Origin of the sequence: Pseudomonas sp. D2002, from assembly GCF_013385735.1 — a bacterium.
Classification (GTDB): Bacteria; Pseudomonadota; Gammaproteobacteria; order Pseudomonadales; family Pseudomonadaceae; genus Aquipseudomonas.
In genome coordinates this window covers 122067-148162 of record NZ_JACAPL010000006.1, presented here as the reverse complement: position 1 = coordinate 148162, position 26096 = coordinate 122067, and the positions used below count along the sequence as shown (strand labels likewise).

Sequence of the window (26096 nt, the reverse complement as noted above, 5' to 3'; positions counted from 1 at the left end):
TGGCTTGCTCGCGAATACGGAGTGCCAGCCAATACATTCGGCGACTGACACACCGCATTCGCGAGCAAGCCCGCTCCCACACTAGATTGATGGCATATTCTAAAAAAACATAACAAATTAATTTTATATTATTTTCAAGTCTTAAAAACTGGCTTTATAGTCGCGCCGAAGGCGAAGACGCGCTTCGCGCTTTAAGGCAGGATACGACTACTGCGTCACCTGCTTCGCTCAACATAAAAACACAGGGGCTGTTCATGACTATTTCTGTATTCCGCCGCACGTTGTTGGTTGGCACATTGGGCCTGGCACTCGGGGCTGGCTGGTTGGGCCAGGCGGTTGCTGGCGAGCAGTTGGATAACATCAAGAAAGCCGGCGAGATCAAGGTTGGCCTGGAAGGCACCTACCCGCCGTTCAGCTTTGTCGGTGAAGACGGCAAGCTCACCGGTTTTGAGGTCGAGTTCTCCGAAGCCCTGGCCAAGAAGCTGGGCGTCAAGGTCAAGCTCAGCGCGACCCCTTGGGACGGTATCCTTGCAGCCCTGGAATCCAAGCGCCTGGACGCTGTGATCAACCAAGTGACCATCTCCGAAGAGCGCAAGAAGAAGTACGACTTCTCCAAGCCCTACACCGTTTCCGGTATTCAGGCGCTGGTGCTGAAGAAAAACGTCGACACCATCAAGACTGCCGACGACCTGGCCGGCAAGAAAGTTGGCGTGGGCCTGGGCACCAACTACGAGCAATGGCTCAAGGACAACCAACCCAAGGCCATCATCAAGACCTATAACGATGACCCAACCAAGTTCCAGGACCTGCGCATCGGCCGTATCGACGCCATCCTGATCGACCGCCTGGCCGCTCTGGAATACGCCAAGAAAGCCCCCGACACCGCCACCGCAGGCGATGCGTTCTCCCGTCAGGAAGCCGGTATTGCCCTGCGCAAAGGCGAGCCTGAACTGCTGGCCGCTGTGAACAAGGCTATCGACGAACTGCGCGCCGACGGCACCTTGAAGAAGCTGTCCGAGAAATACTTCAACGCTGACGTCACTCAATAATGGAAGCAGGTTTCCAACTCGCGCTGGACTCCGCGCCCTTTCTGCTCAAGGGCGCGTATTACACGGTGATTCTTAGCCTCGGCGGGATGTTCTTCGGCTTGCTGCTGGGCTTCGGCCTGGCCTTGATGCGCTTGTCGCGCTTCAAGCTGGTCAGTTGGATCGCTCGCGTCTACGTGTCGTTCTTTCGCGGCACGCCCTTGCTGGTGCAGCTGTTTTTAATCTACTACGGCTTACCGCAAGTGGGCATCGAGCTGGATCCGATTCCGGCCGCCATGATCGGCTTCTCGCTGAACATGGCGGCTTACGCCTGTGAAATCCTGCGCGCCGCGATCAGCTCCATCGAGCGCGGCCAATGGGAAGCTGCGGCCAGTATCGGCATGACCCGCGCGCAGACCCTGCGCCGGGCCATCCTGCCGCAGGCCATGCGTACGGCGCTGCCGCCGTTGGGCAACAGCTTTATCTCGCTGGTCAAGGACACGGCGCTGGCCGCTACCATCCAGGTGCCCGAGCTGTTTCGCCAGGCTCAACTGGTGTCTGCGCGCACCTTCGAAATTTTCACCATGTACCTCTCCGCTGCCCTGATCTACTGGATCCTGGCAAGCATCCTGGCGCACTTTCAAAATCGCCTGGAAGACCGGGTCAACCGGCATGACCTGGAGTCTTGAAGCATGATCGTGGTTGAAAAACTGACCAAACAATTCAAGGGTCAGGTGGTGCTCAACGGCATCGACCTTGAGGTCAAGGAAGGCGAAGTCGTCGCCATCATTGGCCCCAGTGGTTCGGGCAAGACCACCTTCCTGCGCTGCCTGAATTTCCTCGAAGAGCCCACCAGCGGCCGCATCAAGGTGGGTGACATCGAGATCGACAGCAGCAAGCCGCTCAACCAGCAACAAGGCCTGGTGCGGCGCTTGCGCCAGCACGTGGGTTTTGTGTTCCAGAACTTCAACCTGTTCCCCCACCGCACCGCGCTGGAAAACGTCATCGAAGGCCCGATCGTGGTCAAGAAGATGCCACGTGAAGCGGCAACCGAGCTGGGCCGCAAGTTGCTGGCCAGGGTGGGCCTGGCGGGCAAGGAAGCGGCCTATCCGCGGCGTTTGTCCGGCGGCCAGCAGCAGCGTGTGGCGATTGCCCGTGCATTGGCCATGGAGCCGGAGGTGATTCTGTTCGACGAACCCACCTCGGCCCTCGACCCGGAACTGGTCGGTGAAGTACTGGCGACCATCCGCAGCCTGGCTGAAGAGAACCGCACCATGGTCATCGTCACCCACGAAATGAGCTTTGCCCGCGATGTCGCCAATCGGGTGATCTTCTTCGACAAGGGCGTGATCGTGGAACAAGGCGAAGCCAAGGCGCTGTTCGCCAACCCGAAGGAAGAACGCACCAAGCAGTTCCTGAGCAAATTCCTCGCCCACTGACACCCGAAAAACCTGTGTGGGAGCTGGCTTGCCTGCGATGCAGGCACCTGGGTGTGTCAGCCACACCGCAGCGATGCTATCGCAGGCAAGCCAGCTCCCACCCAAGCGCGTTCCTACATGAAATCCTCGCGCTAACGCATAAAACGCACCGCCGAATCCACCTTAAAATCCCCCGCCTCGTCAGCTCTTTCTGAATCTGCTCCAGCCCGCCGTTTAGCCTTCTGCCGCCATTGACGCCCCAGGGGCAACCCTCTTATCTAGCACCCAGAGGATTGGATCCTATCCTGGCTATTCACTGAATCGTTCCTTTCGGCACCTGTGCGCAAACGCGTACCGGCGCCGGAACGATTGCTGCTGGCTGCATCAAGGAGATTACTTATGACGCGCACTGCAACCCTGGCCATGCTCACCGCCCCAACCCTGCCCCAGGCCCATCGACACGGCATCAACGCCCTCGCCGCCACCCAATTGCAGGTGGATATCGCCCCGTACCCCGGCATGGAGGAAGGCGACCTGATCGAGCTGTTCTGGAACAACTGCTTTGCCGACTCCCGGCGCGTAACGGCGTGCAAAATCGGCACAGCCACTCACCTGCGAGTACCCGAAAGTTTTGTGCTGGACGGCCCCGCGCAGGTTCACTACCAAGTCATGCAGATCGGCCACGGCCCGGCACGCTCGGCCTTGACGCGGGTGCAGGTGAAAACCAATTATCCGGGTGGCCAGCCGGTGTTCCCGCCCAACCACGAAAACAACGACGAAAACCAGAACCTCGCCCCCGTCGACCTGCCTGAAACCATCCGCCGCTACGGCGTCAACGGTCGCCAGGTATTGCGCGGTATTCCGTTGAGCATCGAACCCTACCTGAACATGGCCAGTGGTGACGCGATCACGTTGCGTTGGGGTGACGTGCGCCTGGACCTGCCGAAAATCGAGGCACAAGACGTTGGCCTGGCGGTGCACGTGTGGGTGCCTTCGACGGTCATTATCGAGGCCGGCGACGACAGCCGCCTGGACGTGACGTACTGCATTCTTGACCGCGTCGGCAATAATTCGCGCTGGGCACCGGCGCGCACCCTGAACATTTCCGCCTGTTCGCCACAGACCCCGCCCCGCCCGGCCAGGGCCGCATCGGCCTACCAACCGCGCCAACCCGGTTCGCCTTGTGAACCAGGGTGACGACCCTTCTATGCATATTCCTAGAAGTTAGTTTATTTAAAGATTTAACACGCTTAGGGTATATACACCGGACCACCGGACATCTCTGATTTTTCTGTTTTTATTTCATTGAATGCGAGGTCGGTATGGTCAGAATTACCCCGGTGCATAACGCCAGGGCATTACGTGCAGCCAAGGAGCGGCGCTGATGTCTAACTTGGCTCTAACACCCCCCCAGAGTGATCTGGATGTAGCCCCACTACTTTTGCCGGCCGCTGTGCTGCGCGACGACGCCCAAGCGTTGAGCGCAGCCCGCGAACTGGCCCAGGCCGCGCGCCTGCAGGCCGCCAAGCGCGACCAGCAGCGCAAGCTGCCATGGGCGCAGATCGAACAGTTCACCCGCAGCGGGCTCGGCAGTATTTCCATCCCGCGTGAATACGGCGGCCCACAGGTTTCATTCGTGACCCTGGCCGAGGTGTTCGCGATCATCAGTGCGGCAGACCCGGCCCTTGGGCAGATCCCGCAGAACCACTTCGGCATCCTGCACGTGCTGCAGGGCGCCGCCACCGAGCGCCAGAAAAAGCAGCTGTTCCAGAGCGTGCTCGACGGCTGGCGCATCGGCAACGGCGGCCCGGAACGCGGCACCAAAAACACGCTGGAGCTCAAGGCGCGCATCACCGCCGAGGGCGACGGCTATGTCATCAGCGGCCAGAAGTTCTACTCCACCGGCGCGCTGTTTGCCCATTGGGTGGCGGTGAAGGCACTGAACGATGACGGCAAACAAGTCATGGCGTTTGTGCGCCGTGGCACCGAAGGGCTGCGCATCGTCGACGACTGGTCGGGCTTTGGCCAACGCACCACGGCCAGCGGCACGGTGCTGCTCGACCGCGTGCCGGTGGACGCCGAGCTGGTGGTCGACAACTGGCGGATCGGCGAAAGCCCGAACATCCAGGGCGCTGTCTCGCAATTGATCCAGGCTGCCATCGACGCCGGCATCGCCCGTGGCGCCCTGGACGACACCATCGCCTTCGTGCGCGAACGCTCACGCCCGTGGATCGACGCCAAGGTCGAACGCGCCAGTGATGACCTGTATGTGATCGCCGACATCGGCAAGCTGAAAATCGAATTGCATGCCGCCGAAGCGCTGCTGCGCAAGGCCGGCAAGGTGCTGGACGAGGTCAGCGCCGCGCCGATCACTGCGCAATCCGCCGCCCGCGCCTCGATTGCCGTGGCCGAAGCGAAAGTGCTGACCACCGAGGTGTCGCTGCTGGTCAGCGAAAAGCTCTTCGAACTGGCCGGCAGCCGCGCCACCCTCGCCGAATTCAACCTCGACCGCCATTGGCGCAACGCCCGCGTGCACACCCTGCACGACCCGGTGCGCTGGAAGTATCACGCCATCGGCGCCTATCGGCTGAACGGCACGTTGCCGGCTCGCCATTCCTGGATCTGACCGACCAGACATCTGGAGAACATCATGACTTTCTCTACCAACGTCGCGGTTATCACCAGCGATGAACAAGCCCTTATTGTCGCCAGCGACCTGGCCGAAGACTTGTGCCGCGACAGTGCCCAGCGCGACCGCGAACGCCGCCTGCCCTTGCCCGAGCTCGACGTGTTTTCGCGCTCCGGCCTGTGGGGCATCAGCGTGCCGAAGGAACACGGCGGCGCCGGGGTCTCCAACGTCACCCTGGCCAAGGTCATTGCGCTGATCGCCCAGGCCGACGCCTCGCTGGGCCAGATTCCGCAAAACCATTTCTACGCCCTGGAAGTGCTGCGCGTGAATGGCAGCCCGGCGCAGCAAAAACGCCTGTACGCCGAGGTGCTCGCCGGCCAACGCTTCGGCAACGCCCTGGCGGAGCTGGGCACCAAAACCGCTCACGACCGCGTGACCGCCATCACCCGCGATGGCGATGGCTTTCGTATCAGCGGCCGCAAGTTCTATTCCACCGGCGCCATCTACGCGCAACGCATCCCCACCTCAGTGGTGGACGAACACGGTGTGCAGCAACTGGCGTTTGTGCCCCGCAACAGTGAAGGCCTGAGCGTGATCGACGACTGGAGCGGCTTCGGCCAACGCACCACCGGCAGCGGCTCCGTGGTGTTCGATAACGTATGGGTCGCCGCCCAAGACGTAATTCCGTTCCAGAGCGCCTTCGAGCGCCCGACCACCGTCGGCCCGCTGGCGCAGATCCTTCACGCCGCCATCGACACCGGCATCGCCCGCGCCGCCTTCGAAGATGCGCTGCACTTTGTGCGCACCAAGACCCGCCCGTGGATCGATTCCGGCAATGACAAGGCCACCGAAGACCCGCTGACGCTCAAGAGCTTCGGCCACCTGAGCATCCGCCTGCATGCCACCGAAGCCTTGCTGGAACGCGCAGGCGAATACCTCGACCGCGCCCAGGCTGACAGCACTGCCGAAACCGTGGCGGCAGCCTCCATCGCCGTCGCCGAAGTGCGCGCCTTGAGCACTGAAATTTCCCTGGCCGCCGGCAGCACCTTGTTCGAACTGGCCGGCAGCCAGGCCACCCTGGCCGAACACGGCCTGGATCGCCACTGGCGCAACGCCCGCGTGCACACCCTGCACGACCCGGTGCGCTGGAAGTACCATGCGGTGGGCAATTACTACCTCAACGATGAAAACCCGCCACTGCGGGGGACCATCTGATGGCGAAGAAAAAGATCCTGCTCAATGCCTTCAACATGAACTGCATCGGGCACATCAACCATGGCCTGTGGACACACCCACGGGACACCTCGACGCAGTACAAAACCGTCGAGTATTGGACCGAACTGGCGCAAACCCTGGAACGCGGGCTGTTCGATGGTTTGTTCATCGCTGACATTGTCGGCGTGTACGACGTCTACCAGAACAGCATCGACGTGCCGCTCAAAGAGTCGATCCAGCTGCCGGTCAACGACCCCTTGCTGCTGGTCTCGGCCATGGCGGCCGTCACCAAAAACCTCGGCTTCGGCCTCACCGCCAACCTCACCTACGAGCCGCCGTATCTGTTCGCCCGGCGCATGTCCACGCTCGACCACCTGAGCCGTGGCCGGGTTGGCTGGAATATCGTCACCGGCTATCTCGACAGCGCCGCCAAGGCCACGGGCCTGACCGAACAGGTCGAGCACGACCGGCGCTACGACCAGGCCGATGAGTACCTGGAGGTGCTGTACAAACTCTGGGAAGGCAGCTGGGAAGACGACGCGGTCATCAACGACCCACAGGCGCGGGTCTATGCCCAGCCGGGCAAGGTGCACAAGGTTGAACACCACGGCGAGTTTTATCAGGTCGAGGGTTATCACCTCTGCGAGCCGTCGCCGCAGCGCACGCCGGTGCTGTTCCAGGCCGGCAGCTCGGACCGTGGCTTGCTGTTCGCCGGGCGGCATGCCGAGTGCGTATTCATCAGCGGGCAAAACAAGGCCGCGACCAAGGCCCAGGTCGACAAGGTGCGCGCCAGCGCGGTCGAGGCTGGGCGCAACCCGGATGACATCAAGGTGTTCATGGGCCTCAACGTGATCGTTGGCGCCACCGAAGAACAGGCCTGGGCCAAGCATGCCGAGTACCTGAGCTACGCCAGCCCGGAAGCCGGCGTGGCGCACTTCTCGGCGTCCACGGCGATTGATTTTGCCCAATACGAACTGGACGAACCGATCCAGTACGTGAAGAGCAACGCGATCCAGTCGGCCACCAAGAACCTGCAAAACAACGACTGGACCCGACGCAAACTGCTTGAGCAGCACGCCTTGGGCGGCCGCTATATCACCTTGGTCGGCTCGCCCGAGCAGGTCGCTGATGAACTGGAATCGTGGATCAGCGAAACCGGGCTGGATGGCTTCAACCTGACGCGCATTGTCACGCCGGAAAGTTACGTGGACTTCATCGACCTGGTGGTGCCGGAGTTGCAGAAGCGTGGGTCGTACAAGACGGCTTATGAAGCCGGCACCTTGCGCGAAAAAGTCTTCCAAGGCGGCGCCCGCTTACCTGAACAACACACCGGCTCTAATTACCGACACTAAACCAAAACTGTGGATCTTCATCGCTTGCCAAAACACCTTATGACTGGAAATCGATTATGAAAAAGACCCTGCTCACCCACCCAGTCAAAGCACTGGCCCTGGCCCTTGGTTTATTCAGCTCGGCGGTATTCGCCGCCGATGCACCGCTGAAAGTCGGCACCACCGCCGCCTTCGCGATTCCCCTGGAAGCCGCCGTCGCCGAAGCCGGCAAGCAAGGCCTGAAGGTCGAGCTGGTGGAGTTCACCGACTGGATCGCACCCAACGTCAGCCTGGCCGCCGGCGATATCGACGTGAACTACTTCCAGCACATCCCATTCCTGGAAAACGCCAAGGCCGCCGCCGGTTTTGACTTGGTGCCGTATGCGCCGGGCATCATCAATAACGTCGGGCTGTATTCGAAGAAGTACAAAAGCTTCGACGACCTGCCCCAAGGCGCCAGCGTGGCGATTGCCAACGACCCGATCAACAGCGGGCGCGGCCTGCAACTGCTGGCCAAGGCTGGCTTGATCACCCTCAAGCCGGGCGTGGGCTACAAGGCCACCGAAGAAGACATCGTCGCCAACCCGAAGAAGATCAAGATCCTGCAAGTGGAAGCCGTGCAACTGGTGCGCGCCTATGACGACGCCGACCTGGTGCAGGGCTACCCGGCGTATATCCGCCTGTCCAAAACCTTCGATGCCGAGTCGGCGCTGCTGTTCGACGGCCTCGACCACCCGGAATACGTGATTCAGTTCGTGGTCCAGCCCAAAAGCAAAACCGACCCGCGCGTGATTAAGTTCGTCGACATTTACCAGCACTCGCCGGTGGTGCGTGCCGCCCTGGATAAATCCCTCGGCAAGCTCTACCAAGTCGGCTGGGAAGATAAAAAATGACCGCCGCCCACTCTCAACTGCGCGACCTGGGCTTGCCGCCCAGAGACGCCGAGCAGACAGAACTGCACCCGGATTTGAACCGCGCCCATGTGCGTTTTATCAACCTGGGTAAAACCTATGACGGCAGCGTGCATGCCTTGCAAGGCATCGACCTGGCGATCCAGCGCGGTCAAGTGTTCGGCATCATCGGCCGCAGCGGCGCCGGTAAATCCTCGCTGATCCGCACCATCAACCGCCTGGAGCAACCGAGCAGCGGGCGCGTGTTGATTGATCAGGTGGACATCGGCGAATACGACGAAGACCGCCTGGTGGCCCTGCGTCGGCGCATCGGCATGATCTTCCAGCACTTCAACCTGATGTCGGCCAAGACCGTGTGGCAGAACGTCGAGTTGCCGCTGAAAGTCGCCGGCGTGCCCAAGCCACAGCGCGAGCAAAAGGTGCGTGAGCTGCTGGAGCTGGTGGGCTTGCAGGACAAGCACAAGGCTTATCCGGCGCAGCTCTCCGGTGGGCAAAAACAGCGCGTGGGGATCGCCCGCTCGCTGGTGCACGACCCGCAGATTCTGCTGTGCGACGAGGCCACCTCGGCCCTCGACCCGGAAACCACTCAATCGATCCTCGGCCTGCTGCGCGAGATCAACCAGCGCCTGGGCCTGACCATCGTGTTGATCACCCATGAAATGGCGGTGATTCGCGAAATCTGCGACCGCGTGGTGGTGCTCGAACACGGGCGCATCGTTGAGCAAGGCCCGGTGTGGCAAGTGTTCGGCAACCCGCAGCATGAGGTCAGCAAAACCCTGTTGGCGCCGCTGCAACACGGCTTGCCGGAAGAACTGCAAAGCCGCCTGCAACTGACCCAAACCCACGCCGACGCCGCGTTGGTGCTGCGTTTGCAATTCACCGGCAGCGACACCGATGAGCCCGACCTGGCCGCGCTGTTCAGCGCCCTCGGCGGGCGCGTGCGTTTGCTGCAGGGCGGTGTGGAACGGATCCAGGGGCATGCCCTGGGGCAATTACTGCTGGCGGTGAATGGCTCACCGCACACGGCCGAAGAGCTGCGCAATCGCGCCGGGCGTTGGGCACAACAGGTGGAGGTGCTGGGCTATGTGGTTTGATCGCTTATTGCAGGGCGCCATCGACACCTTGTTGATGGTCGGCGTGTCGTCGCTGATCGCATTGCTGGTGGGCATTCCACTGGCAGTATTCCTGGTCACCAGCGACAAGGGCGGCATCTACCAGGCACCCGCGCTGAATCGCGTGCTGGGCGCATTCGTCAATCTGTTCCGCTCCATTCCGTTTTTGATCCTGATGGTGGCGTTGATCCCGTTTACGCGGCTTATCGTCGGCACCACCTATGGCGTGTGGGCCGCCGTGGTCCCGCTGACCATCGCCGCCACACCGTTCTTTGCGCGGATCGCCGAGGTGAGCCTGCGTGAAGTCGACCACGGCTTGATTGAAGCCGCCCAGGCCATGGGCTGCCGCCGCTGGCACATCATCTGGCACGTGCTGTTGCCGGAAGCACTGCCGGGGATCGTTGGCGGGTTTACGATTACGCTGGTGACGATGATCAATTCATCGGCCATGGCCGGCGCCATTGGCGCGGGCGGCTTGGGCGACATTGCCTACCGTTATGGCTACCAGCGTTTTGATACACAGATCATGCTGACCGTGATCGTGCTGCTGGTGATTCTGGTGGCGGTGATTCAGTTGGGTGGCGACCGGTTGGCGCGGGTGCTGAACAAGCGGTGAGGTATAGTCGGGGCATCTTCGATGCCCGGTATTTCCCGTCATGACCCTCAAGCCCGATGACCTCAACCAGATTACATCCGCCACCCTTGGCTATTACAACAAGGTCGCCGAGGACTTCCGTGAAGGCACGCGCGATCATGATGTGAGCCAGAACATCGACGCGTTGCTGCGGCATATCCAGGGCACCGCGCCGTTTACCGTGCTGGACTTCGGCTGCGGGCCGGGGCGGGATTTGCAGACGTTCACGCGCAAGGGCCACGTTGCCGTCGGGCTGGACGGTTCCGAGCGCTTTGCGCAGATGGCGCGCGAGGACAGCGGCTGCGAGGTGTTGCAGCAGGATTTCCTCAAGCTGGATTTGCCCGCTGAGCGCTTCGACGGGATCTTTGCCAATGCGGTGTTGTTTCATATTCCCAAGCAGGAGTTGCCACGGGTGCTCAAGCAACTGCACGGGGCGTTAAAGGCCGGGGGCGTGCTGTTCAGCTCCAACCCACGCGGTGACAACCAGGAAGGCTGGAATGGGCCCAGGTATGGGTCTTATCACGACCTGGCAACGTGGCAGGGGTTGCTGACGGCCGCCGGGTTTGTGGAGTTGGAGCATTACTACCGACCGGCCGGGTTACCGAGGGAACAGCAGCCTTGGTTGGCGAGTGTGTGGCGCAAAATGTAGACCTTCGTCGCTGGTCTGACGCCTTCGCGAGCAAGCCCGCTCCCACATTTGGAATGCATTCCAATGTGGGAGCGGGCTTGCTCGCGAAGGCGTCAGCGGCACAGCTAATCCACCTGGTACACCCTAGGTTTTTCACCCTCTACCAACGCCGTCACACTCTTTCCCGCATACCCTTCTTCGTCCCCTGCAGCAAAGTTCGCCACCAACCGCGTGCCATCGGCAAACGTGGTCTGCTGCACCTGCCGGTCTGCCGTCAGCCAACGAAAATCGGTCATTGCCTGCGTCGCCAAGCGCTCATGCAACGGCCGGAAAAACCGGTCCTGGCGCTGTATCAACGGTATCCGCTGCTTGAGGGTGGCGGCGCTCAAGTGATACAGCGGCGGTACGTTGTACAGCAGCTGGGCCAGCTCGTTCTCAGCCTGCACATTGCTTAATTTCAGGCTGTCGAACAGCCAATGGTGAGTGGTGAGCACCGAGCCGTGGAACACTGCCTGATACAGCGGCAGACGCATCGTCGGGTCGAAATACACCGTGCGAAACGGCTCGTTCAGCGGCACCGGTTTGAAGAACACCGCCGGTTGCTCCGGTGGATACCAGTTGCCCACGTAATAGGGCGACTGCTTGTCCTTGGTCATCTCGCGATCACCCCAACCGATCACCGGCGTCTGCATGCCGTGGGCGAACAGAATGCCCTGGGCCGTCACCGCGTTGCCGTCTTCGGAACCGGCGGGCAGCTTGAGCACAGTGTTCAGCCAACGCGACGCGTCGATATTGCCGTCGGCGTTTTGCGCCTGGGTCATTTCGGCGCCATTTCGGTAGCTGTCGAAGACCATGCTGGTCGCATAGGCATCCAGGAACCAGGCGTTGAAACCGGCCTTGGCTTGCACGGCCTTCACGCGGGCCTCCAGCAGCGGCCTTACGCAGCGCGGGTCGGTGTAATGGCCAGATTGTTGAAAGCCGGTCTTGAGCTTGCCGTCCTTTAACACAATGGCGCAGTCGCGATAGGCCTTGCTGCCCAGGTGGGCGGTGGACCAGTCCGGGTTTTCGCTGCTGGATAACGCAGTTTCATAGGAGTCATACGGCGCCATCAGGTAGCCGGCTTTCACGCCCGCCTGAATCGCTTCGGGGTGCCAGAGGCCGCCTTCCCAGCCTTCGCCCAGGGTCAGCAGCAAGCGCTTTAGCCCAGCGTCTTGCAGCGCCTTCACGGTTTTGCCCGACAGCGTACTGCCCCAGGTGCCGGGGCTGTCGCTCAAGGCGCCGGCAAACGCTATGGCCAGTTCACGGCGCAGTACGCCATAACCGTCAGCAAGTTTGAGCATGTCCGGCTCGTCGGTGGCCTGCCAGGTTTGCCGGGCCTTTTGGTTGATCGCTGCGTTGAGACCACGCAGCAGTACACTCTTTTGATAGCGGTCCAATGGGCGCGACTGAGTCAGTACCTGCGTGGTCTCTTTGTCCAGCAAGCCCTTGAGTGCGTGGCCGCGCAGTACCTTCACCAACAGCGGCCAGTCACGCACATCGTCCGGCCCCAACAGGTCATTGCCCCACAGATAGACATGGCTGGCGCCCAGCAGTTTTTCAGCCTCCGGTGTCTGGCGCAGCTTGTCCGTCAGCGGTTCATAGCGCCCTTGCTCCACCAGCCATTCGCGGTAGCGTTTAGCACCCGCCAAAGGGTCGGCAGCGCCCAAGTGCAGGCGCAACGTCATCGGCGCCCCAGGCTCAAGCGCGGTGAACTGGTGCGCTACTGTCAGCGCCAGCCCGCCACCGTCTGCCTGCCATTGCAGGCGGTTGTGATAGGGATTGGTGAGCAACCAGTTAAGCGTGAAGCGGCCATGATCAACGCCCCATAACGGCAGGCTGAGATCCTGCGTGGTGTTGACCTCGCCCTGTTCCAGCAAAAACGCGTTCCACACGGCGTTGCCGGCGGGCACGTAATGCCCTTCGGCCAAAGGCCAGATCAAGCCTTTACCGATGGCCTCGGCAGGTTGGCGCAGCAGGTGCAGCTCACCGGGTTCGCGCGCACTGATACTCAGGGCAAGGTCGCGCTGCTCGAGGCGAGCGGTCAGGTGGTAGGCGCCGTTATCCCACTGCCAAGTGATGTGTTCAGCATCGGCTTGCAGTTCAGTGACTGCATGTGCGGTGACACCGCTGGAGGCCTGCACCGGCGCCTCGCCCGCCGGCGTGACTCGCAGCGCCAGCGTGGCGGGGTCGATTTCGACATGCCACTGGGCGTTTTCCAGCACGGTGCCAGCCAAGGCCAGCGGAGACAGCAACAGGCAAAAAGCCAACATCAGAGCGCGCATCACACGGGCCTTCCAAATAGGAACAGGCCCGGAGGGTAAAACACTTATTGCCAGCCAAATGTAGGGAAAGTGTTTCCAGGAACCTTCCCACATCGTTGCAGGAAGGTCCCAAGCATCAGGCCTGTTGTTTTTTCGGCTCGCGAATCTTGTACCAGGCCACGTAAAGCGCCGGCAGGAACAGCAGCGTCAGCAAGGTGGCGATGATAATCCCGCCGATCATCGCGTAAGCCATCGGCCCCCAGAACACTTCCCGCGCAATCGGGATCATGCCCAGGCTGGCCGCCGCTGCGGTCAGCAGGATAGGCCGGCGCCGGTGCTCGGTGGCTTCCACCACCGCGTCCCACGGCGTGTAGCCGTCGCGCTCATACGCATCGATCTGCGTCACCAGAATCACCGAGTTGCGAATGATGATACCGATCAGCGCGAGGATGCCGAGGATCGCCACAAAGCCCATGGGCGTGCCCGTGGGAATCAACGCCAGCACCACACCGATCAGCCCCAATGGCGCGACACTCGCCACCAGGAACATCTTCTGCACGCTGTGCAGCTGGATCATCAGGAAGGTCGCCATCAAGAACAGCATCAGCGGCACTACTTTGGCGATGGGGCCTTGGGCCTTGCCGCTTTCTTCAACGGTGCCGCCGGTGGCAACCTTGTAACCCACCGGCAGCTCGGCGCTGAACTTGTCGATCTCGGGTTTGAGTTGCTTGACCAGGTCGGTCGGCTGTATCTCATCACGCACCGAGGCCTTGACGGTGATGGTCGGTTTGCGATCGCGGCGCCACACCAGCGGCTGCTCCAGTTCGTAACGCACCGTGGCGAACGCCAGCAGCGGAATCGAGGTGCCGTTGGGCGTGACAATCTGCAGGTTCTGCAGGGTTTCCGGGGTGCCGCGTTCGGCGTCCTCGGCGCGGCCGACCACGTTGATCAGGTAGATATCGTCGTGCACCTGGGTCACCGACGCACCACTGACCACGCTGTTCATCAACTGCGCCACGTCTTCCGACGACAGCCCCAGTTGCCGCGCCTTGTCCTGGGCGATGTCCACGCGCAGCACTTTGCCCGGCTCGTTCCAGTCGTAGATGATCTCGCCCAGGTGGGTGTTTTTATCCAGCAAGGTCGCCAGCTCAATGGCGTGTTTGCGTACCTGATCGGTGTCTTTGCCGGATACACGATATTGAATCGGGCGCCCCACCGGCGGGCCCATTTCCAGTGGCTGCACATAGCTGCCAATGCCGACAAAGTCATCACGCAGGCGTTTTTGCAGGCGCGCAATCAACGCGCCGCGCTCTTCGAGGCCTTTGCTGACGATCACCAGCTGCGCGTAATAGGGGTTTTCCAACTGCTGGTCGAGGGGCAGGTAGAAACGAATCGCGCCCTGGCCGATGTAGGTGCTCCAACGGGCAATGTCCGGGTCGTCCTTGATGATCGCTTCGAGGCGGTCGACGGCCTTGCGGGTTTCGTTGATCGAGGCGTTTTGCGGCAGGTTAAGGTCGACGAGGATTTCCGGGCGATCCGACGACGGGAAAAACTGGTTCTGCACAAACTGCATGGAAAACACCGACGCCACAAACAAGCCCACGGTGATGCCAATCGCCCACCAGCGGTTACGCATGGCCCAGAGCATGCCGCCATTGAACGCGCGGCCGATGCGCCCCGGCTCTTTGTTTTCGGGTTTAACGTTGGCGCTGAGGATATGCACGCCGATTACCGGCGCGAACAGCACCGCCACCACCCACGACACCAGCATCGCCACGGCAATCACCGCGAACAGGGTGAAGGTGTACTCGCCCGCCGAGCTGGCGTTGAGGCCGATGGGCACAAAGCCGGCCACGGTCACCAGCGTGCCGGTGAGCATCGGGAACGCGGTCGAGGTATAGGCATAGGTCGCCGCCTGCTCCTTGGTTTCACCTTTTTCCAGGCGCGTGATCATCATCTCCACGGTGATCATCGCGTCGTCCACCAGCAGGCCGAGGGCGATGATCAACGCGCCCAGCGACACTCGCTGCATGGTGATGCCGCTGTATTCCATAAACACGAACACCAGCGCCAGCACCAAGGGGATCGAGCACGCCACCACCAGCCCGGCGCGCATGCCGAGGCTGATAAAGCTCACCACCAGCACGATGATCACCGCTTCAAACAGCGCGCTGGTAAAGCCGCCGACGGCCTCTTCCACCACCTCTGCCTGGTCGGAGACTTTGTGCACACCGACGCCCACTGGCAGGTCGGCGGTCAGCTCATCCATACGCTGGTGCAAAGCCTTGCCGAACGACTGAATATTGCCGCCCTTCTGCATGGCGATGGCCAAGCCAATCGCCGGCTGGCCGTTGAACCGGAACATCGGCCGCGCCGGGTCGACATAGCCACGGCTGATGTCAGCGATGTCCGCCAAGCGATAGAAACGGTCATTGAGCCGCAGGTTGACGTTGGCCAGGTCTTTCTCTGACGCGAACTGCCCCGAAGTGCGCACGGAAATCCGCTCCGGCCCGGCCTCGATCACCCCGGCGGGCGTTACGGCGTTCTGCGATTGCAGGCTCTGCACGACCTGGCGCTGATCAATCCCCAATGCCGCGAGTTTGCGCGTGGAGAAATTCAGGTAGATCACTTCGTCTTGCTGGCCGATCATCTCGACCTTGCCCAGGCCCGGCACCGAGCGGATTTCGGCGCGCACTTGCTCCACGTAGTCACGCAGTTGGCGCATCGATAAACCGTCGCCGGTAAATGCGTAGACCGAACCGAACACGTCACCGAACTCATCGTTGAACGACGGCCCCTGCAAGCCCTGGGGGAAGGTGCCGCGAATGTCATCGATCTTCTTGCGCACCTGATACCAGATATCCGGGATGGCCTTGGCACTGGTGGTGTCTTTGAGGAACACGAACACCGTGGACTCGCCCGGCCGCGTGTAGCTTTTCACGTAGTCGAGGGAGTCGAGTTCTTCGAGTTTTTTCTCGATGCGGTCGGTGACCTGCTTGAGGGTTTCTTCCTGGGTCGCGCCCGGCCAACGGGTCTGGATCACCATGGTTTTGATGGTGAACGAGGGGTCTTCCTCGCGGCCCAGGTTCATGTAGGAGAACACGCCCATCAACAGCGCGACGAACATCAAGTACCAGACGAAGGACTGATGCTTGAGGGCCCAGTCGGATAAGTTGAAGCTCCCTTTCATCGCGGGCTGTCCTCGTCGATTTTGACTTTTTGCCCAGGCTTCAGGCTGTTCACGCCAGCGGTGACGATGCGTTCGCCGGGTTTGACGCCGCCGTTGAGCAGCGCGCTGTTGGCGTCACGGCTGACCACCGTGATGTCGCGCGGCTGCACGGTCTGGCTTTGGGTGTCGAGCAGCCAGATGCGGGTCTTGCCGTCGACTTCTTGCAGGGCGCTCAGCGGCAGCTCGATACGCGGTGCGATGGCGCTGCTCAAGGTCACGCTGATCGCCGTGCCGAGGCGAAACGCGGGCGGCGTTTCGGTCAGGGTCAAGCGTGCGCGACGGGTGCGCGTGGCGCTTTGGGCCTGGGGTTCGATCTCGCGCACGATGGCGGTGGTGTTGACGCTCGGGTCGAGTTGCCCGGCGACCAGAAACACGACGTCCGGTGGGAGCCGCTCGGCGAGCCCGGCCGGCAGGTCGATTACTGCTTCCTTGATATCCGGGCGCGCCAGGGTCACCACTTGCTGGCCGGCGCTGACCACTTGGCCGGCCTCGGCATTCCAGGCGGTGACGATGCCGGCGTGGTCGGTGCGCAGTTCGGCATAGTTGAGCTGGTCCTTGGCCTGGTTGACCGAAGCCTTGGCCTGGTCGAGGGTGGCCTGGGTGGTTTTCAGGTCGGTCTGGGCCACGTCCAGCTGAGCTTGGGCGCCAACCCCACGGTTGAACAATTCCTGCTGGCGGCGGGCGTTGGCCTGGGCATTGATGAATTGCGCCTGCACGCGGGCGAGGTCGCCTTGGGCCGAGCGCAACTGGTTTTGCTGGTCGGTGGGGTCGAGCACGGCGAGCACGGCGCCCTTCTCGACTTCGGCGCCCACGTCCACCGCGCGCCTGGCGATGCGGCCGGGTACACGGAAGCCCAGGTTGCTTTCGTAGCGCGCCTGAATCGTACCGGCGAAGCGGCCGAGGTTTTCCTGGTCTTCGGCCTTCACTTCCATGGACAGCACCGGGCGCACCGGTTCGGGCGCAGGTTCTTCCTTGGAGCAGGCGGCCAACAACAGGCTGGCGGCAAGCACTGCCGTCAGGCGCTTCATGGCTGGGCTCCTTGCTGGGCGATCTCGACGACCATGCCGGGGTGCAGCAATTGCCCACCGGCCACCACAACTTTTTCGCCGCCCTTGAGGCCGTCGCCGATAATCACTTTGCCGGTGAGGTAACGCGCCACGCTGACCTTGTGCAGCTGCGCTTTGCCGTCACCGTCGACCAACCACACGGCGGGTTCGTTGAGGTCTTTGGTCAGCGCCGACCAGGGCAGCTCGATACTGGCTTTGGCCGGGCCATTGGCAGTCGCACTCACCACCGAGCCCAGTTGCATGCCGTTGGGCAGGGATTGCAGGGCGATCTTGACCTGCACGGTGCCGGTATTGGCCGCCACTGCCGGCGTGACTTCGCGGACTTTGCCCACGGCCTTGATGCTCGGGTTATCCAGCAGGCTCACGGTGATCGGCGCATCCGGCGGCGGCTCTACCAGCAGCGACTCATAGACATTGAACACTGCATCACGCTCGCCATCGGTGGCCAGGCTGAAAATCGGCACGGTGGCTTGCACAACCTGGCCGACTTCAGCCTGGCGCGCAGTAATCACGCCGGGCGCATCGGCGACCAGCGCGGTGTAACCGAGTTGTTCGCGGGCATTGGCCAGTTGCGCCTGGGCGGCGGCCAGGGCGCTTTGGCTGCTGCGCAGCGCGGCCTGGGCGGCGTCATATTCGCTGCGGCTGGTGTAGCCCTTGGGCAGCAGTTTTTCCTGGCGCACAAAGGCGGCGGCGGTCTGTTTGACGCGTGCCTGTTCGGCCACGACCTGGGCCTGGGCAGAGTCGACGTTGGTCTGCAAATCCTTGGGGTCGAGCTTGGCCAGCACTTGCTTGGCGGTGACGCGGTCGCCCACGTCGACCATGCGCTGGATGATCTTGCCGCCCACGCGGAAGGACAAATCGGTTTGCACACGGGCCTGGATATCACCGGTAAGGGTCACCGCTGCGGCGAAATCCGCCGGCTGCACGGTCTGCACAAACACACGCGAATGCTCCTTGGGCGCGGCCTTTTCCTGGCCACAGCCGCTCAGCAGCGCCAACACGCCAAGACTGAGTAAAAATATCGAAGTGCGACCGCCCATGCAGGCTCCTTTTGCGTGACGCGATGTGCCAGTGTGTATGCGACTGTGAGCTTAGATCAGGGTTCCTTATCTGCATGGAGGATCCCATACTCCAATGGTTCCCATATCGACTGATTACTTATGCTGAAAACCCTGGCGGTGGCCAATTACCGCTCGATCAATAAATTGGTGGTGCCCCTGGACCGACTGAACCTGGTCACCGGCCCCAACGGCAGCGGCAAGTCCAACTTGTACCGCGCCCTGCGCCTGCTGGCGGAAACCGCTCAGGGCGGCGTGATCAATGCGCTGGCGCGTGAAGGTGGGCTGGATTCAACCTTCTGGGCCGGGCCGGAAACCATCAGCCGGCGCATGCGTGAGGGCGAGGTCGCCGTACAAGCCACCACCCGCCAGGACGTGAAGCGTCTGCGCCTGGGATTTGCCGGGGAAGATTTCAGCTACGCCATCTCCATGGGGTTGCCGTCACCCGGCATCAGTTATTTCTCCCTAGACCCCGAGATAAAAAAAGAATGCATCTGGGCCGGCCACCTCTATCGCCCCGCCAGCCTGCTGGTGCAGCGCTCCGGGCCGATGGTTCGGGCGCGTGAAGGGCGCAACTGGGACGTACTGGCCCAGCACACGCCCAACTATCACAGCCTGTTCGACCAGGTCGGCAGCCTGCGCGGCTCGCCGGAAGTGTTACTGCTGCGCGAAAGCATTCGCGGCTGGCGCTTTTATGATCACTTTCGCAGCGACGTGGACGCGCCCGTTCGCCAACCGCAATTGGGCACGCGCACGCCGGTGTTGCATCACGATGGTCGGGATTTGGCGGCAGCGTTGCAGACCATTCGCGAAATCGGCGACCCCGAGGCGTTGCAGCGGGCCGTCAGTGACGCGTTCCCCGGAGCGCGGCTGAATATCGAGCCGCTGCAGGGCGGGCGCTTTGCGATTGAGTTTTATCAGGAAGGCTTGCTGCGGCCCTTGTCGGCGGCAGAGTTGTCGGACGGGACGTTGCGTTATTTGCTGCTGATCGCGGCGCTGCTCACGCCACGGCCGCCGACCATGATGGTGCTGAACGAGCCGGAAACCAGCCTGCACCCGGACTTGCTGCCGGCGTTGGCGCGCTTGATTATCCAGGCTTCCCAGCATTGCCAAGTGTGGGTGGTGTCGCATGCCAGCCGCTTGATTGCGGCGTTGCAGCAGGATGAGGGGTGTAATTCGATTGTGCTGGAAAAGGTGATGGGCGAAACGCGGATTGTCGGGCAGGGGATTTTGGATGCACCGGCGTGGCATTGGCCGGAATAAGTGGAATGAAGATCGTCCCCACGCTCTGCGTGGGAACGCCTCCTGTGACGCTCCGCGTCACGAGTTTAAAAGCTGACGCGGAGCGTCAAGAGCTGCATTCCCACGCAGAGCGTGGGAACGATCATCAACCCTGCCACTTGCCGCCTTCAACAATCACACTCTCAGGCTTGGTGTCATCGCTCAGCTCTTTACGCACATATTGGTCATACAGCTTGAGCAAGAACTTCTCTTCACCCAGCTTCGCCAACTCGGCATTCACCCAGTCACGCAGTTCGATGTTGCCCTTTTTCACCGCGGGCGCAATCGGCGCTTCATCACCGAGTTTTTCTTCCAGCACGCGGTAGCCAGGGTTCTGCTTGGCCCAGCTGAACAGCACCAGGTTGTCCTGCGCATACGCATCACCACGGCCAGCCGACAGCGCTTGCAGCGACTCGGAGTTTTTCTCGAACTTGAGCAATTTCCAGTCCGGGTGGTTTTTGGTCAGCCAGATGTCGGCCGTTGTACCGGTAGTGACGATGGTGGTGCGGGTGGCCAGGTCATCCAGGCTTTTCACCGCGCTGTCTTTAGGCACCAGGGCCTGCACCGCCACTTTCAGGTTGGGGTTGGTGAAGTCCACCGCTTCCTTGCGCTCCGGCGTCACGGTCATGTTGGCGAGGATCAGGTCGACCTTGTCGCTCTGCAGGAATGGAATCCGGCTGGCCGGCTCGACCGCGACGAATTCGACCTTGTTTTCATCACCCAGCAAATCCTTGGCGAATTGGCGGCCTATGTCGGTATCGAAGCCGACATAGCGACCGGCTTCGTTCACAAAGCCGAACGGCGGCTTGTCGGTGAATACGCCGACGATCAGCTTGTCGCGCGCCTTGATCTTGTCGATGTAGCTCGCCGCGGCAGCCGCTGGCTTGGCAGGCTCTTCGGCCTTTTTATCGCAGCCGGCGAGTAAGGCGACGGCAAACAGTGGCAGCAGTAACTTTTTCATATCAGCTCCAGTTCCTTGGCTTTCTTGGGCAGTGTTGAAACAAAGGAGAACTTCTCCAGGAACTGCTGCGCGCGTGCGGTTTGCGGGTTCGTAAAGAATTCTTCGGGGGTATTGTGTTCGAGGATGCGACCGGCCTCCATAAACACCACGCGGTCGGTGACGGCGCGGGCGAAGGCCATTTCATGGGTGACGATCAACAAGGTCATGCCATCGCGGGCCAGGCCCTGAATCACCTCCAGCACTTCCTTGACCATTTCCGGGTCGAGGGCGGCGGTGACTTCGTCAAACAGCATCACTTGCGGGTTCATGCACAGCGAACGAACGATGGCGATGCGTTGCTGCTGACCGCCGGACAGCTGACGCGGGAAGGCGTCGCGCTTGTCGGCCAGGCCCACACGTTCGAGGAGTTTTTCCGCTTGGGCGCGGGCTTCGCGGGGCTCGCGTTTTTGCACTTTCAGCGGGCCGAGCAGGATGTTGTCGAGCACACTCATGTGCGGGAACAGGTGATAACTCTGGAACACCATGCCCACGTCCTGACGCACCTGGCGCCAGTCGGTGTTTTTATCCAGCAGCTCTTTGCCGGCAAAACGCAGGCTGCCGCTGTGCGCGACTTCCAGCCCGTTAAGGCAGCGTAGCAAAGTGCTTTTGCCACAGCCGCTGGGGCCGAGGATCACCACCACTTCGCCGCTTTGCACGCTCAGGTCGATGCCCTTGAGCACCTGTTGCTCGCCAAAGAATTTGTTGAAACCCTGGAATTCGATCAATGCGCTCATGCTTGGGCCCAGCGCCGTTCCAGCACCTTGGAGGCGGCCGACAACGGGTAGCAGATAAAGAAGAAAAACAGGAACAGCACGCCGTAGATCAGTACCGACTCATAGGTGCGTTCGATGATTTGCTGGCCGACCTTGATCACGTCCACCACGCCGATCAGCACCGCCAGCGAGCTGGTCTTGATGATGCGCGTGTAGACGTTGATGGTCGGCGGCGTCATGCGCTTGAGGGCTTGGGGCAGCAGCACGTAGCCGTACAGCTGCGGGTCGGACAAGCCGATCGACAAACCGGCCTCGCGCTGGCCACGTGGCAGCGAATGCAACGCGCCGCGTACCACTTCGCCGACCTCGCTGGCCCCCCACAGCGACAGCACCAGCACCGCGCACCAGAAACTCGGAATGCTCAGGCCGAAGAAAATCGGCAAACCGAAAAACAGCAGGTACAACCACACCAGCACCGGGATCGCGCGGAACAGTTCCAGGTACACCCGCAGTACCGCGTTAATCAGCTTGTTATTCAGCGTACGCAGCACGCCGTACAGCACGCCACCAACGGTGCTGAAGGCGATGCTCAAAAATGAAATCGACAGGGTTTGCGCAGCGCCCTTGCCCAGTTGCGGCAACGACACCCACAACAACTCAAGACCCGAACTGGCCATGCTGGAGCCTCCTTTCCAGGCGGCTGAGCAGCAGCGACAGCGGCAAGAACAACAGCACGCAGATCAGCGTCAGCACGGCGAGCATTTCGTAGGTTTTGTAGTAGAGCGCGATGTAGCTTTTGGTGGTGTAGAGAATCTCCGGCACCGCCACGGCGGAGACCACGGTGGTCTCCTTGAGCAGGAAGATGAAATTGGCGAACAGCGCCGGCAGGCTGAGGATGCCGGCCTGGGGCAGGATCACGTGGCGCAACAGTTGCCAGTCGGACAGGCCGATGGACTTGCCCGACTCGATCTGCGCCAGCGGAACGGCTTCCACACCGGCGCGCAGCACTTCGGTGAGGTAGGCGCCGCCAAGGAAGGTCATGGTGATAATCGCCGCCCAGAACCCGGAGATATTGAACCCCAGGGCCGGCAAGGCGAAGTACACGAAGAACAGTTGGATCAGCAGCGGCGTGTTGCGCGCCAACTCCACATACAGCGCCACCAGGCGCGACAGGTAAGGCGTGCGAAACACCAGCAGCGCCGCGTTGATCAGCGCCACCAGCAGCGAGGTGGCAATGGCGATCAGGCCCACTTGCAGCGTCACCCCCACGGCTTTGAGAAACGCCGGCAAGGTGCTGAGGATAAAAGCGAAATCGAAGGTCATCTTGGGTCCATGACGCCGCAAGGGTAATGCAGCGAGCGCAGTACGAGCCGACGTGGGTAACGCCGGGTAGCGCGAACTTTAAAGGTATAAAAAGCAAAATTTAAATACCCAAATAGCATATTGATATCACGCAAAAAGATAACCGCAGGGTTCGCGGGTTTGGCCGCTGGCGGCTATGGTCTTGGGGTCGCAGGAAAGCTGTTTTTTCGAAGGAATGAGAAAATGAACGAAGCGAAACCGATTGATCCGCAGGAGCTGGTGAAGTGGTTGGTGGCGTTGCGTCGGGCGATTAATAGCCGCAATCTCTGAAACGCTGAAGTTTCAATGTGGGAGCGGGCTTGCTCGCGAATGCGGTGGATCAGTCAGAACATCTGTTACTGACAGACCGTATTCGCGAGCAAGCCCGCTCCGACAGTTTAAAAGCGTGACGCAGAGCATCACAGGAAGCATTCCCACGCGGAGCGTGGGAACGATCAAAAAAAACGCCGACGCTGTAGTAGCCGTCGGCGTTCAAACCTTGAAGGGGGTTTTGGTTACATCAGAACGCAGGCACTACCGCGCCGTTGTACTTCTTCTCGATAAAAGCTTTAACTTCCGGGCTGGTCAGCGCCTTGGCCAGTTTCTGGATAGCGTCGCTGTCCTTGTTATCCGGGCGGGCCACCAGGAAGTTCACGTACGGCGACTTGGCGTCTTCGATGATCAGCGCGTCTTTGGCTGGGTTCAGGCCAGCTTCCAGCGCGTAGTTGGTGTTGATCACATCCAGGTCAACCTGATCCAGCACACGTGGCAGCAGCGCCGATTCCAGCTCTTTGAATTTCAGGTTTTTCGGGTTGCTGGCGATGTCTTTTGGCGTAGCCAGTGCATTGGTCGGGTCTTTCAGCGTAATCAGACCGTTCTTTTGCAGCAGCAACAGGGCACGGCCGGCGTTGGAGCCTTCGTTCGGGATAGCTACGGTGGCGCCATTTTTGAGTTCAGAAATATTCTTGATCTTTTTCGAGTAACCGCCGATTGGCTCAACGTGCACGCCGATCACAGTGACCAGGTTGGTGCCCTTGCCCTTGTTGAAGTTTTCCAGGTACGGCAGGGTCTGGAAGTAGTTGGCGTCCAGGCGCTTCTCGGCAACCTGCGTGTTGGGTTGTACATAGTCGGTGAAAACCTTGATCTCCAGGTCCACGCCTTCTTTGGCCAGGGTCGGTTTCACCAGCTCAAGGATCTCGGCGTGCGGGATCGGCGTGGCGGCAACCACCAGTTTCTCGTTGGCCTGGGCGAAGCTTGCAGTCAGGGCAGCCGCCAGTGCGGTAAACAACAGAACCTTTTTCATGCAGTGTCCTTATCGAAATTCCGGGGCGTCTCTGACGACCGTTTTTTATGGTGTGCCAGCGAAGTGCTATCGCGGCGTGGGATGGACAATACCTAGATTTTTTATTCCCGAACAATATCTTTTATTCACGTTGATATTCCATTTTGTTCATGTAGCCGCTGTTCATCTAGAAAGCTGAGCAAGGCTTGCCGCTCGGCGGCGCTGGCACTGGCGAAAATCCGCTGCACTTGCGCCAGCGGCGAGCCCGCCGACGGCAGGTTCAGGTGCTCGGGCAAAATTTCATCGCCACTGCTCACCAGCAGCGCAAAGTGAATAACATTTTCCAGCTCGCGGGTATTGCCCGGCCAGCTGTGGTGTTCCAGCACGCGCTGGGCGGCGTCGCTGATCAGCGGCACCGGCAGGTCCAGGCGCTGGCTGTAGATGCCGAGGAAGTATTCGGCCAGGGACAGGATGTCGCCGACCCGCTCGCGCAACGCCGGCAGGTCGAGCTGGCCTTCGCTCAAATAATGGAACAGCCGCTCATGAAACTTGCCCGCGGCCACGGCCTGGGCCAGGTCGATGCTGGTGGCGGCGACCAGGCGCACGTCTACCGGGCTGGGCTGATGGGCGCCAACGCGGGTGACTTCATGGTTCTCCAGGGCGGCGAGCAATTTCACCTGAATCGGCAGCGGCAAGTCGCCGATCTCATCCAGGTACAAGGTGCCGCCGTTGGCCGAACCAAACCACCCCGCCCGGCTGCTCGCCGCGCCGCTATGGCTGCCGGCTGCGTAGCCGAACAGTTCGGCATCGGCGTAAGTGGGGCTGATCGCACCGCAGTTGACCGAGACAAATAACCCGGTGCGGTCGCTGCCACGGTGGATATGCCGCGCCAGCAGCTCTTTACCACTACCGGTCTCACCGCGAATCAACACGGGCAAGGCACGCGGCGCCAGGTTTTCAAGCTGTTCACGCAGTAGACGCGAGCGCGGGTCGACAAACACCAGTGCCTTGGCGCGGATGCTCAGCGGGCTTTTTTCGGCGTCGGGGAAGGTCAGCAGTGGCTGGCCGAAGGTTTCATGACTCATGGCAGGCTCCCGCCCCAAATCCACTCAGGGACGGGGCGTTGAAAAGAATTTAGGCGCTGCGCCGGGCGTGATGCTCAAGGCGGTTTTGCAGGCGATAGAGGTAAGCGAAACCCTGCTCCCAACGCTGGTGGCCGGACTTCACATTGATATGCCCGGCGCCCGACAGGATGCCGGCTTCGGCACCCCAATTGCGCGCCAGCTCCAGCGCCCGAGAGGCGCTGACGGCGCTGTCGTTGTCGGAACTGACCACCTGGCTGGGAAACGGCAGCAGGTCGGTCGGGATCGGCGCGAAGTTGCGCAAGGCCGGTGAACAGGCCGGGCGTTCGACATCCGCCGGGGCCACCAGCAAGGCGCCACGTACCTGACGCAAAAATTGCACGGGCGCGGTGGCTGCCCAATGGGCGGCGGTGATGCAGCCCAGGCTATGGGCGATGAGAATGACAGGCGTGCTGTCGGCGGCGATGGCCTCGGCCAGTGCGGCCACCCAGTCTTCGCGACGTGGCGTCAGCCAGTCGGCCTGCTCCACGCGCGCGCTGTTGGGCAGGCTGTTCTGCCAATGACTTTGCCAATGATCTTCTGGCGATCCTTGCCAGCCCGGCACGATCAGATAACGAATCGACTCGCTGTGCATGGGTGTGCCCTCCTGCAGCGTTTAACGTTGCTGACCAGTATAGGGACGGGGGTTATATTCGTTAAGGAATAAGAAGCTATTTATTAATAACCAAAAACTCAACCCAAAAAATAACCAAACTGTGGGAGCTGGCTTGCCTGCGATAGCGGTATGTCAGCCAATACATCTGTAGCTGAGAGATCGCTATCGCAGGCAAGCCAGCTCCC

23 protein-coding genes are annotated in these 26096 nt (G+C 61.2%); 12 read left to right on the top strand and 11 right to left on the bottom strand.

Annotation, left to right across the window (positions count from 1 at the left end):
- Window positions 1-254: 254 nt before the first annotated feature.
- From tcyJ to HX783_RS13600, 11 genes are all read left to right on the top strand, one after another.
- Entirely contained in the window at window positions 255-1049 is a 795-nt protein-coding gene (tcyJ, locus tag HX783_RS13650; RefSeq protein WP_177017212.1) for a cystine ABC transporter substrate-binding protein, read from the top strand.
- The gene (gene tcyL / locus HX783_RS13645; protein WP_106577395.1) at window positions 1049-1714 is read left to right on the top strand and encodes a cystine ABC transporter permease; all 666 of its coding nucleotides are present in this window, start codon (window positions 1049-1051) and stop codon (window positions 1712-1714) included. Before tcyJ ends, tcyL begins: the two co-directional genes overlap by 1 nt.
- A 3-nt stretch (window positions 1715-1717) precedes the next feature.
- Complete coding sequence (tcyN, locus tag HX783_RS13640) at window positions 1718-2464, top strand: L-cystine ABC transporter ATP-binding protein TcyN (protein ID WP_159953649.1); 747 nt, start codon at window positions 1718-1720, stop codon at window positions 2462-2464.
- A 378-nt stretch (window positions 2465-2842) separates the two neighbouring features.
- A complete protein-coding gene (locus HX783_RS13635; protein WP_177017211.1) occupies window positions 2843-3640 on the top strand; it encodes a hypothetical protein in 798 nt (265 codons plus the stop codon).
- A gap of 187 nt (window positions 3641-3827) precedes the next feature.
- Window positions 3828-5069 carry an SfnB family sulfur acquisition oxidoreductase gene (locus HX783_RS13630; protein WP_177017210.1) on the top strand — a complete coding sequence of 414 codons (1242 nt, stop codon included), beginning with the start codon at window positions 3828-3830 and terminating at the stop codon, window positions 5067-5069.
- 24 nt (window positions 5070-5093) lie between these two features.
- Entirely contained in the window at window positions 5094-6287 is a 1194-nt protein-coding gene (locus HX783_RS13625) for an SfnB family sulfur acquisition oxidoreductase (RefSeq protein ID WP_177017209.1), read from the top strand.
- Window positions 6287-7639: an LLM class flavin-dependent oxidoreductase gene (locus tag HX783_RS13620; RefSeq protein ID WP_177017208.1), complete on the top strand. Its 1353-nt coding sequence runs from the start codon at window positions 6287-6289 to the stop codon at window positions 7637-7639. Before HX783_RS13625 ends, HX783_RS13620 begins: the two co-directional genes overlap by 1 nt.
- A gap of 56 nt (window positions 7640-7695) precedes the next feature.
- Window positions 7696-8511 (top strand): MetQ/NlpA family ABC transporter substrate-binding protein, encoded by an 816-nt coding sequence (locus HX783_RS13615; RefSeq protein ID WP_177017207.1) that lies wholly within the window; start codon window positions 7696-7698, stop codon window positions 8509-8511.
- Window positions 8508-9623 (top strand): methionine ABC transporter ATP-binding protein, encoded by a 1116-nt coding sequence (locus HX783_RS13610; protein ID WP_177017206.1) that lies wholly within the window; start codon window positions 8508-8510, stop codon window positions 9621-9623. Before HX783_RS13615 ends, HX783_RS13610 begins: the two co-directional genes overlap by 4 nt.
- On the top strand, window positions 9613-10257 hold the full coding sequence (locus tag HX783_RS13605) for a methionine ABC transporter permease (RefSeq protein WP_071482532.1): 645 nt from the start codon (window positions 9613-9615) through the stop codon (window positions 10255-10257). The genes HX783_RS13610 and HX783_RS13605 overlap by 11 nt, the downstream gene beginning before the upstream one ends.
- A gap of 40 nt (window positions 10258-10297) precedes the next feature.
- Complete coding sequence (locus tag HX783_RS13600) at window positions 10298-10924, top strand: bifunctional 2-polyprenyl-6-hydroxyphenol methylase/3-demethylubiquinol 3-O-methyltransferase UbiG (RefSeq protein ID WP_177017205.1); 627 nt, start codon at window positions 10298-10300, stop codon at window positions 10922-10924.
- Between the two features lie 104 nt (window positions 10925-11028).
- On the opposite strand, the gene HX783_RS13595 is transcribed toward HX783_RS13600, so the two are convergent.
- From HX783_RS13595 to HX783_RS13580, 4 genes are all read right to left on the bottom strand, one after another.
- Complete coding sequence (locus HX783_RS13595; protein WP_177017204.1) at window positions 11029-13224, bottom strand: glycoside hydrolase; 2196 nt, start codon at window positions 13222-13224, stop codon at window positions 11029-11031.
- 115 nt (window positions 13225-13339) lie between these two features.
- On the bottom strand, window positions 13340-16393 hold the full coding sequence (locus HX783_RS13590) for an efflux RND transporter permease subunit (RefSeq protein WP_177017203.1): 3054 nt from the start codon (window positions 16391-16393) through the stop codon (window positions 13340-13342).
- Window positions 16390-17460, bottom strand: coding sequence for an efflux RND transporter periplasmic adaptor subunit (locus tag HX783_RS13585; RefSeq protein WP_177017202.1), 1071 nt, complete (start codon window positions 17458-17460; stop codon window positions 16390-16392). Before HX783_RS13585 ends, HX783_RS13590 begins: the two co-directional genes overlap by 4 nt.
- Complete coding sequence (locus HX783_RS13580) at window positions 17457-18539, bottom strand: efflux RND transporter periplasmic adaptor subunit (RefSeq protein ID WP_177017201.1); 1083 nt, start codon at window positions 18537-18539, stop codon at window positions 17457-17459. The genes HX783_RS13585 and HX783_RS13580 overlap by 4 nt, the downstream gene beginning before the upstream one ends.
- A gap of 120 nt (window positions 18540-18659) precedes the next feature.
- Between HX783_RS13580 and HX783_RS13575 the strand changes: the two genes are divergently transcribed.
- The gene (locus tag HX783_RS13575; RefSeq protein WP_159953637.1) at window positions 18660-19820 is read left to right on the top strand and encodes an AAA family ATPase; all 1161 of its coding nucleotides are present in this window, start codon (window positions 18660-18662) and stop codon (window positions 19818-19820) included.
- 124 nt (window positions 19821-19944) lie between these two features.
- Here the strand turns inward: HX783_RS13575 and HX783_RS13570 are convergent, their stop codons facing one another.
- The 7 genes from HX783_RS13570 to HX783_RS13540 all read right to left on the bottom strand — a co-directional run bounded on the left by HX783_RS13570 (window position 19945) and on the right by HX783_RS13540 (window position 25890).
- Window positions 19945-20799 carry a transporter substrate-binding domain-containing protein gene (locus tag HX783_RS13570; RefSeq protein WP_159953636.1) on the bottom strand — a complete coding sequence of 285 codons (855 nt, stop codon included), beginning with the start codon at window positions 20797-20799 and terminating at the stop codon, window positions 19945-19947.
- On the bottom strand, window positions 20796-21572 hold the full coding sequence (locus tag HX783_RS13565; RefSeq protein ID WP_177017200.1) for an amino acid ABC transporter ATP-binding protein: 777 nt from the start codon (window positions 21570-21572) through the stop codon (window positions 20796-20798). Before HX783_RS13565 ends, HX783_RS13570 begins: the two co-directional genes overlap by 4 nt.
- A complete protein-coding gene (locus HX783_RS13560) occupies window positions 21569-22228 on the bottom strand; it encodes an amino acid ABC transporter permease (RefSeq protein WP_159960790.1) in 660 nt (219 codons plus the stop codon). The genes HX783_RS13565 and HX783_RS13560 overlap by 4 nt, the downstream gene beginning before the upstream one ends.
- Window positions 22209-22874, bottom strand: coding sequence for an amino acid ABC transporter permease (locus HX783_RS13555; RefSeq protein ID WP_003187615.1), 666 nt, complete (start codon window positions 22872-22874; stop codon window positions 22209-22211). The genes HX783_RS13560 and HX783_RS13555 overlap by 20 nt, the downstream gene beginning before the upstream one ends.
- A gap of 538 nt (window positions 22875-23412) precedes the next feature.
- Window positions 23413-24195 (bottom strand): MetQ/NlpA family ABC transporter substrate-binding protein, encoded by a 783-nt coding sequence (locus HX783_RS13550; RefSeq protein ID WP_177017199.1) that lies wholly within the window; start codon window positions 24193-24195, stop codon window positions 23413-23415.
- A gap of 125 nt (window positions 24196-24320) precedes the next feature.
- Window positions 24321-25259 (bottom strand): sigma 54-interacting transcriptional regulator, encoded by a 939-nt coding sequence (locus tag HX783_RS13545; RefSeq protein WP_177017198.1) that lies wholly within the window; start codon window positions 25257-25259, stop codon window positions 24321-24323.
- Between the two features lie 49 nt (window positions 25260-25308).
- Entirely contained in the window at window positions 25309-25890 is a 582-nt protein-coding gene (locus tag HX783_RS13540) for an alpha/beta hydrolase (RefSeq protein WP_177017197.1), read from the bottom strand.
- Window positions 25891-26096: the final 206 nt, after the last annotated feature.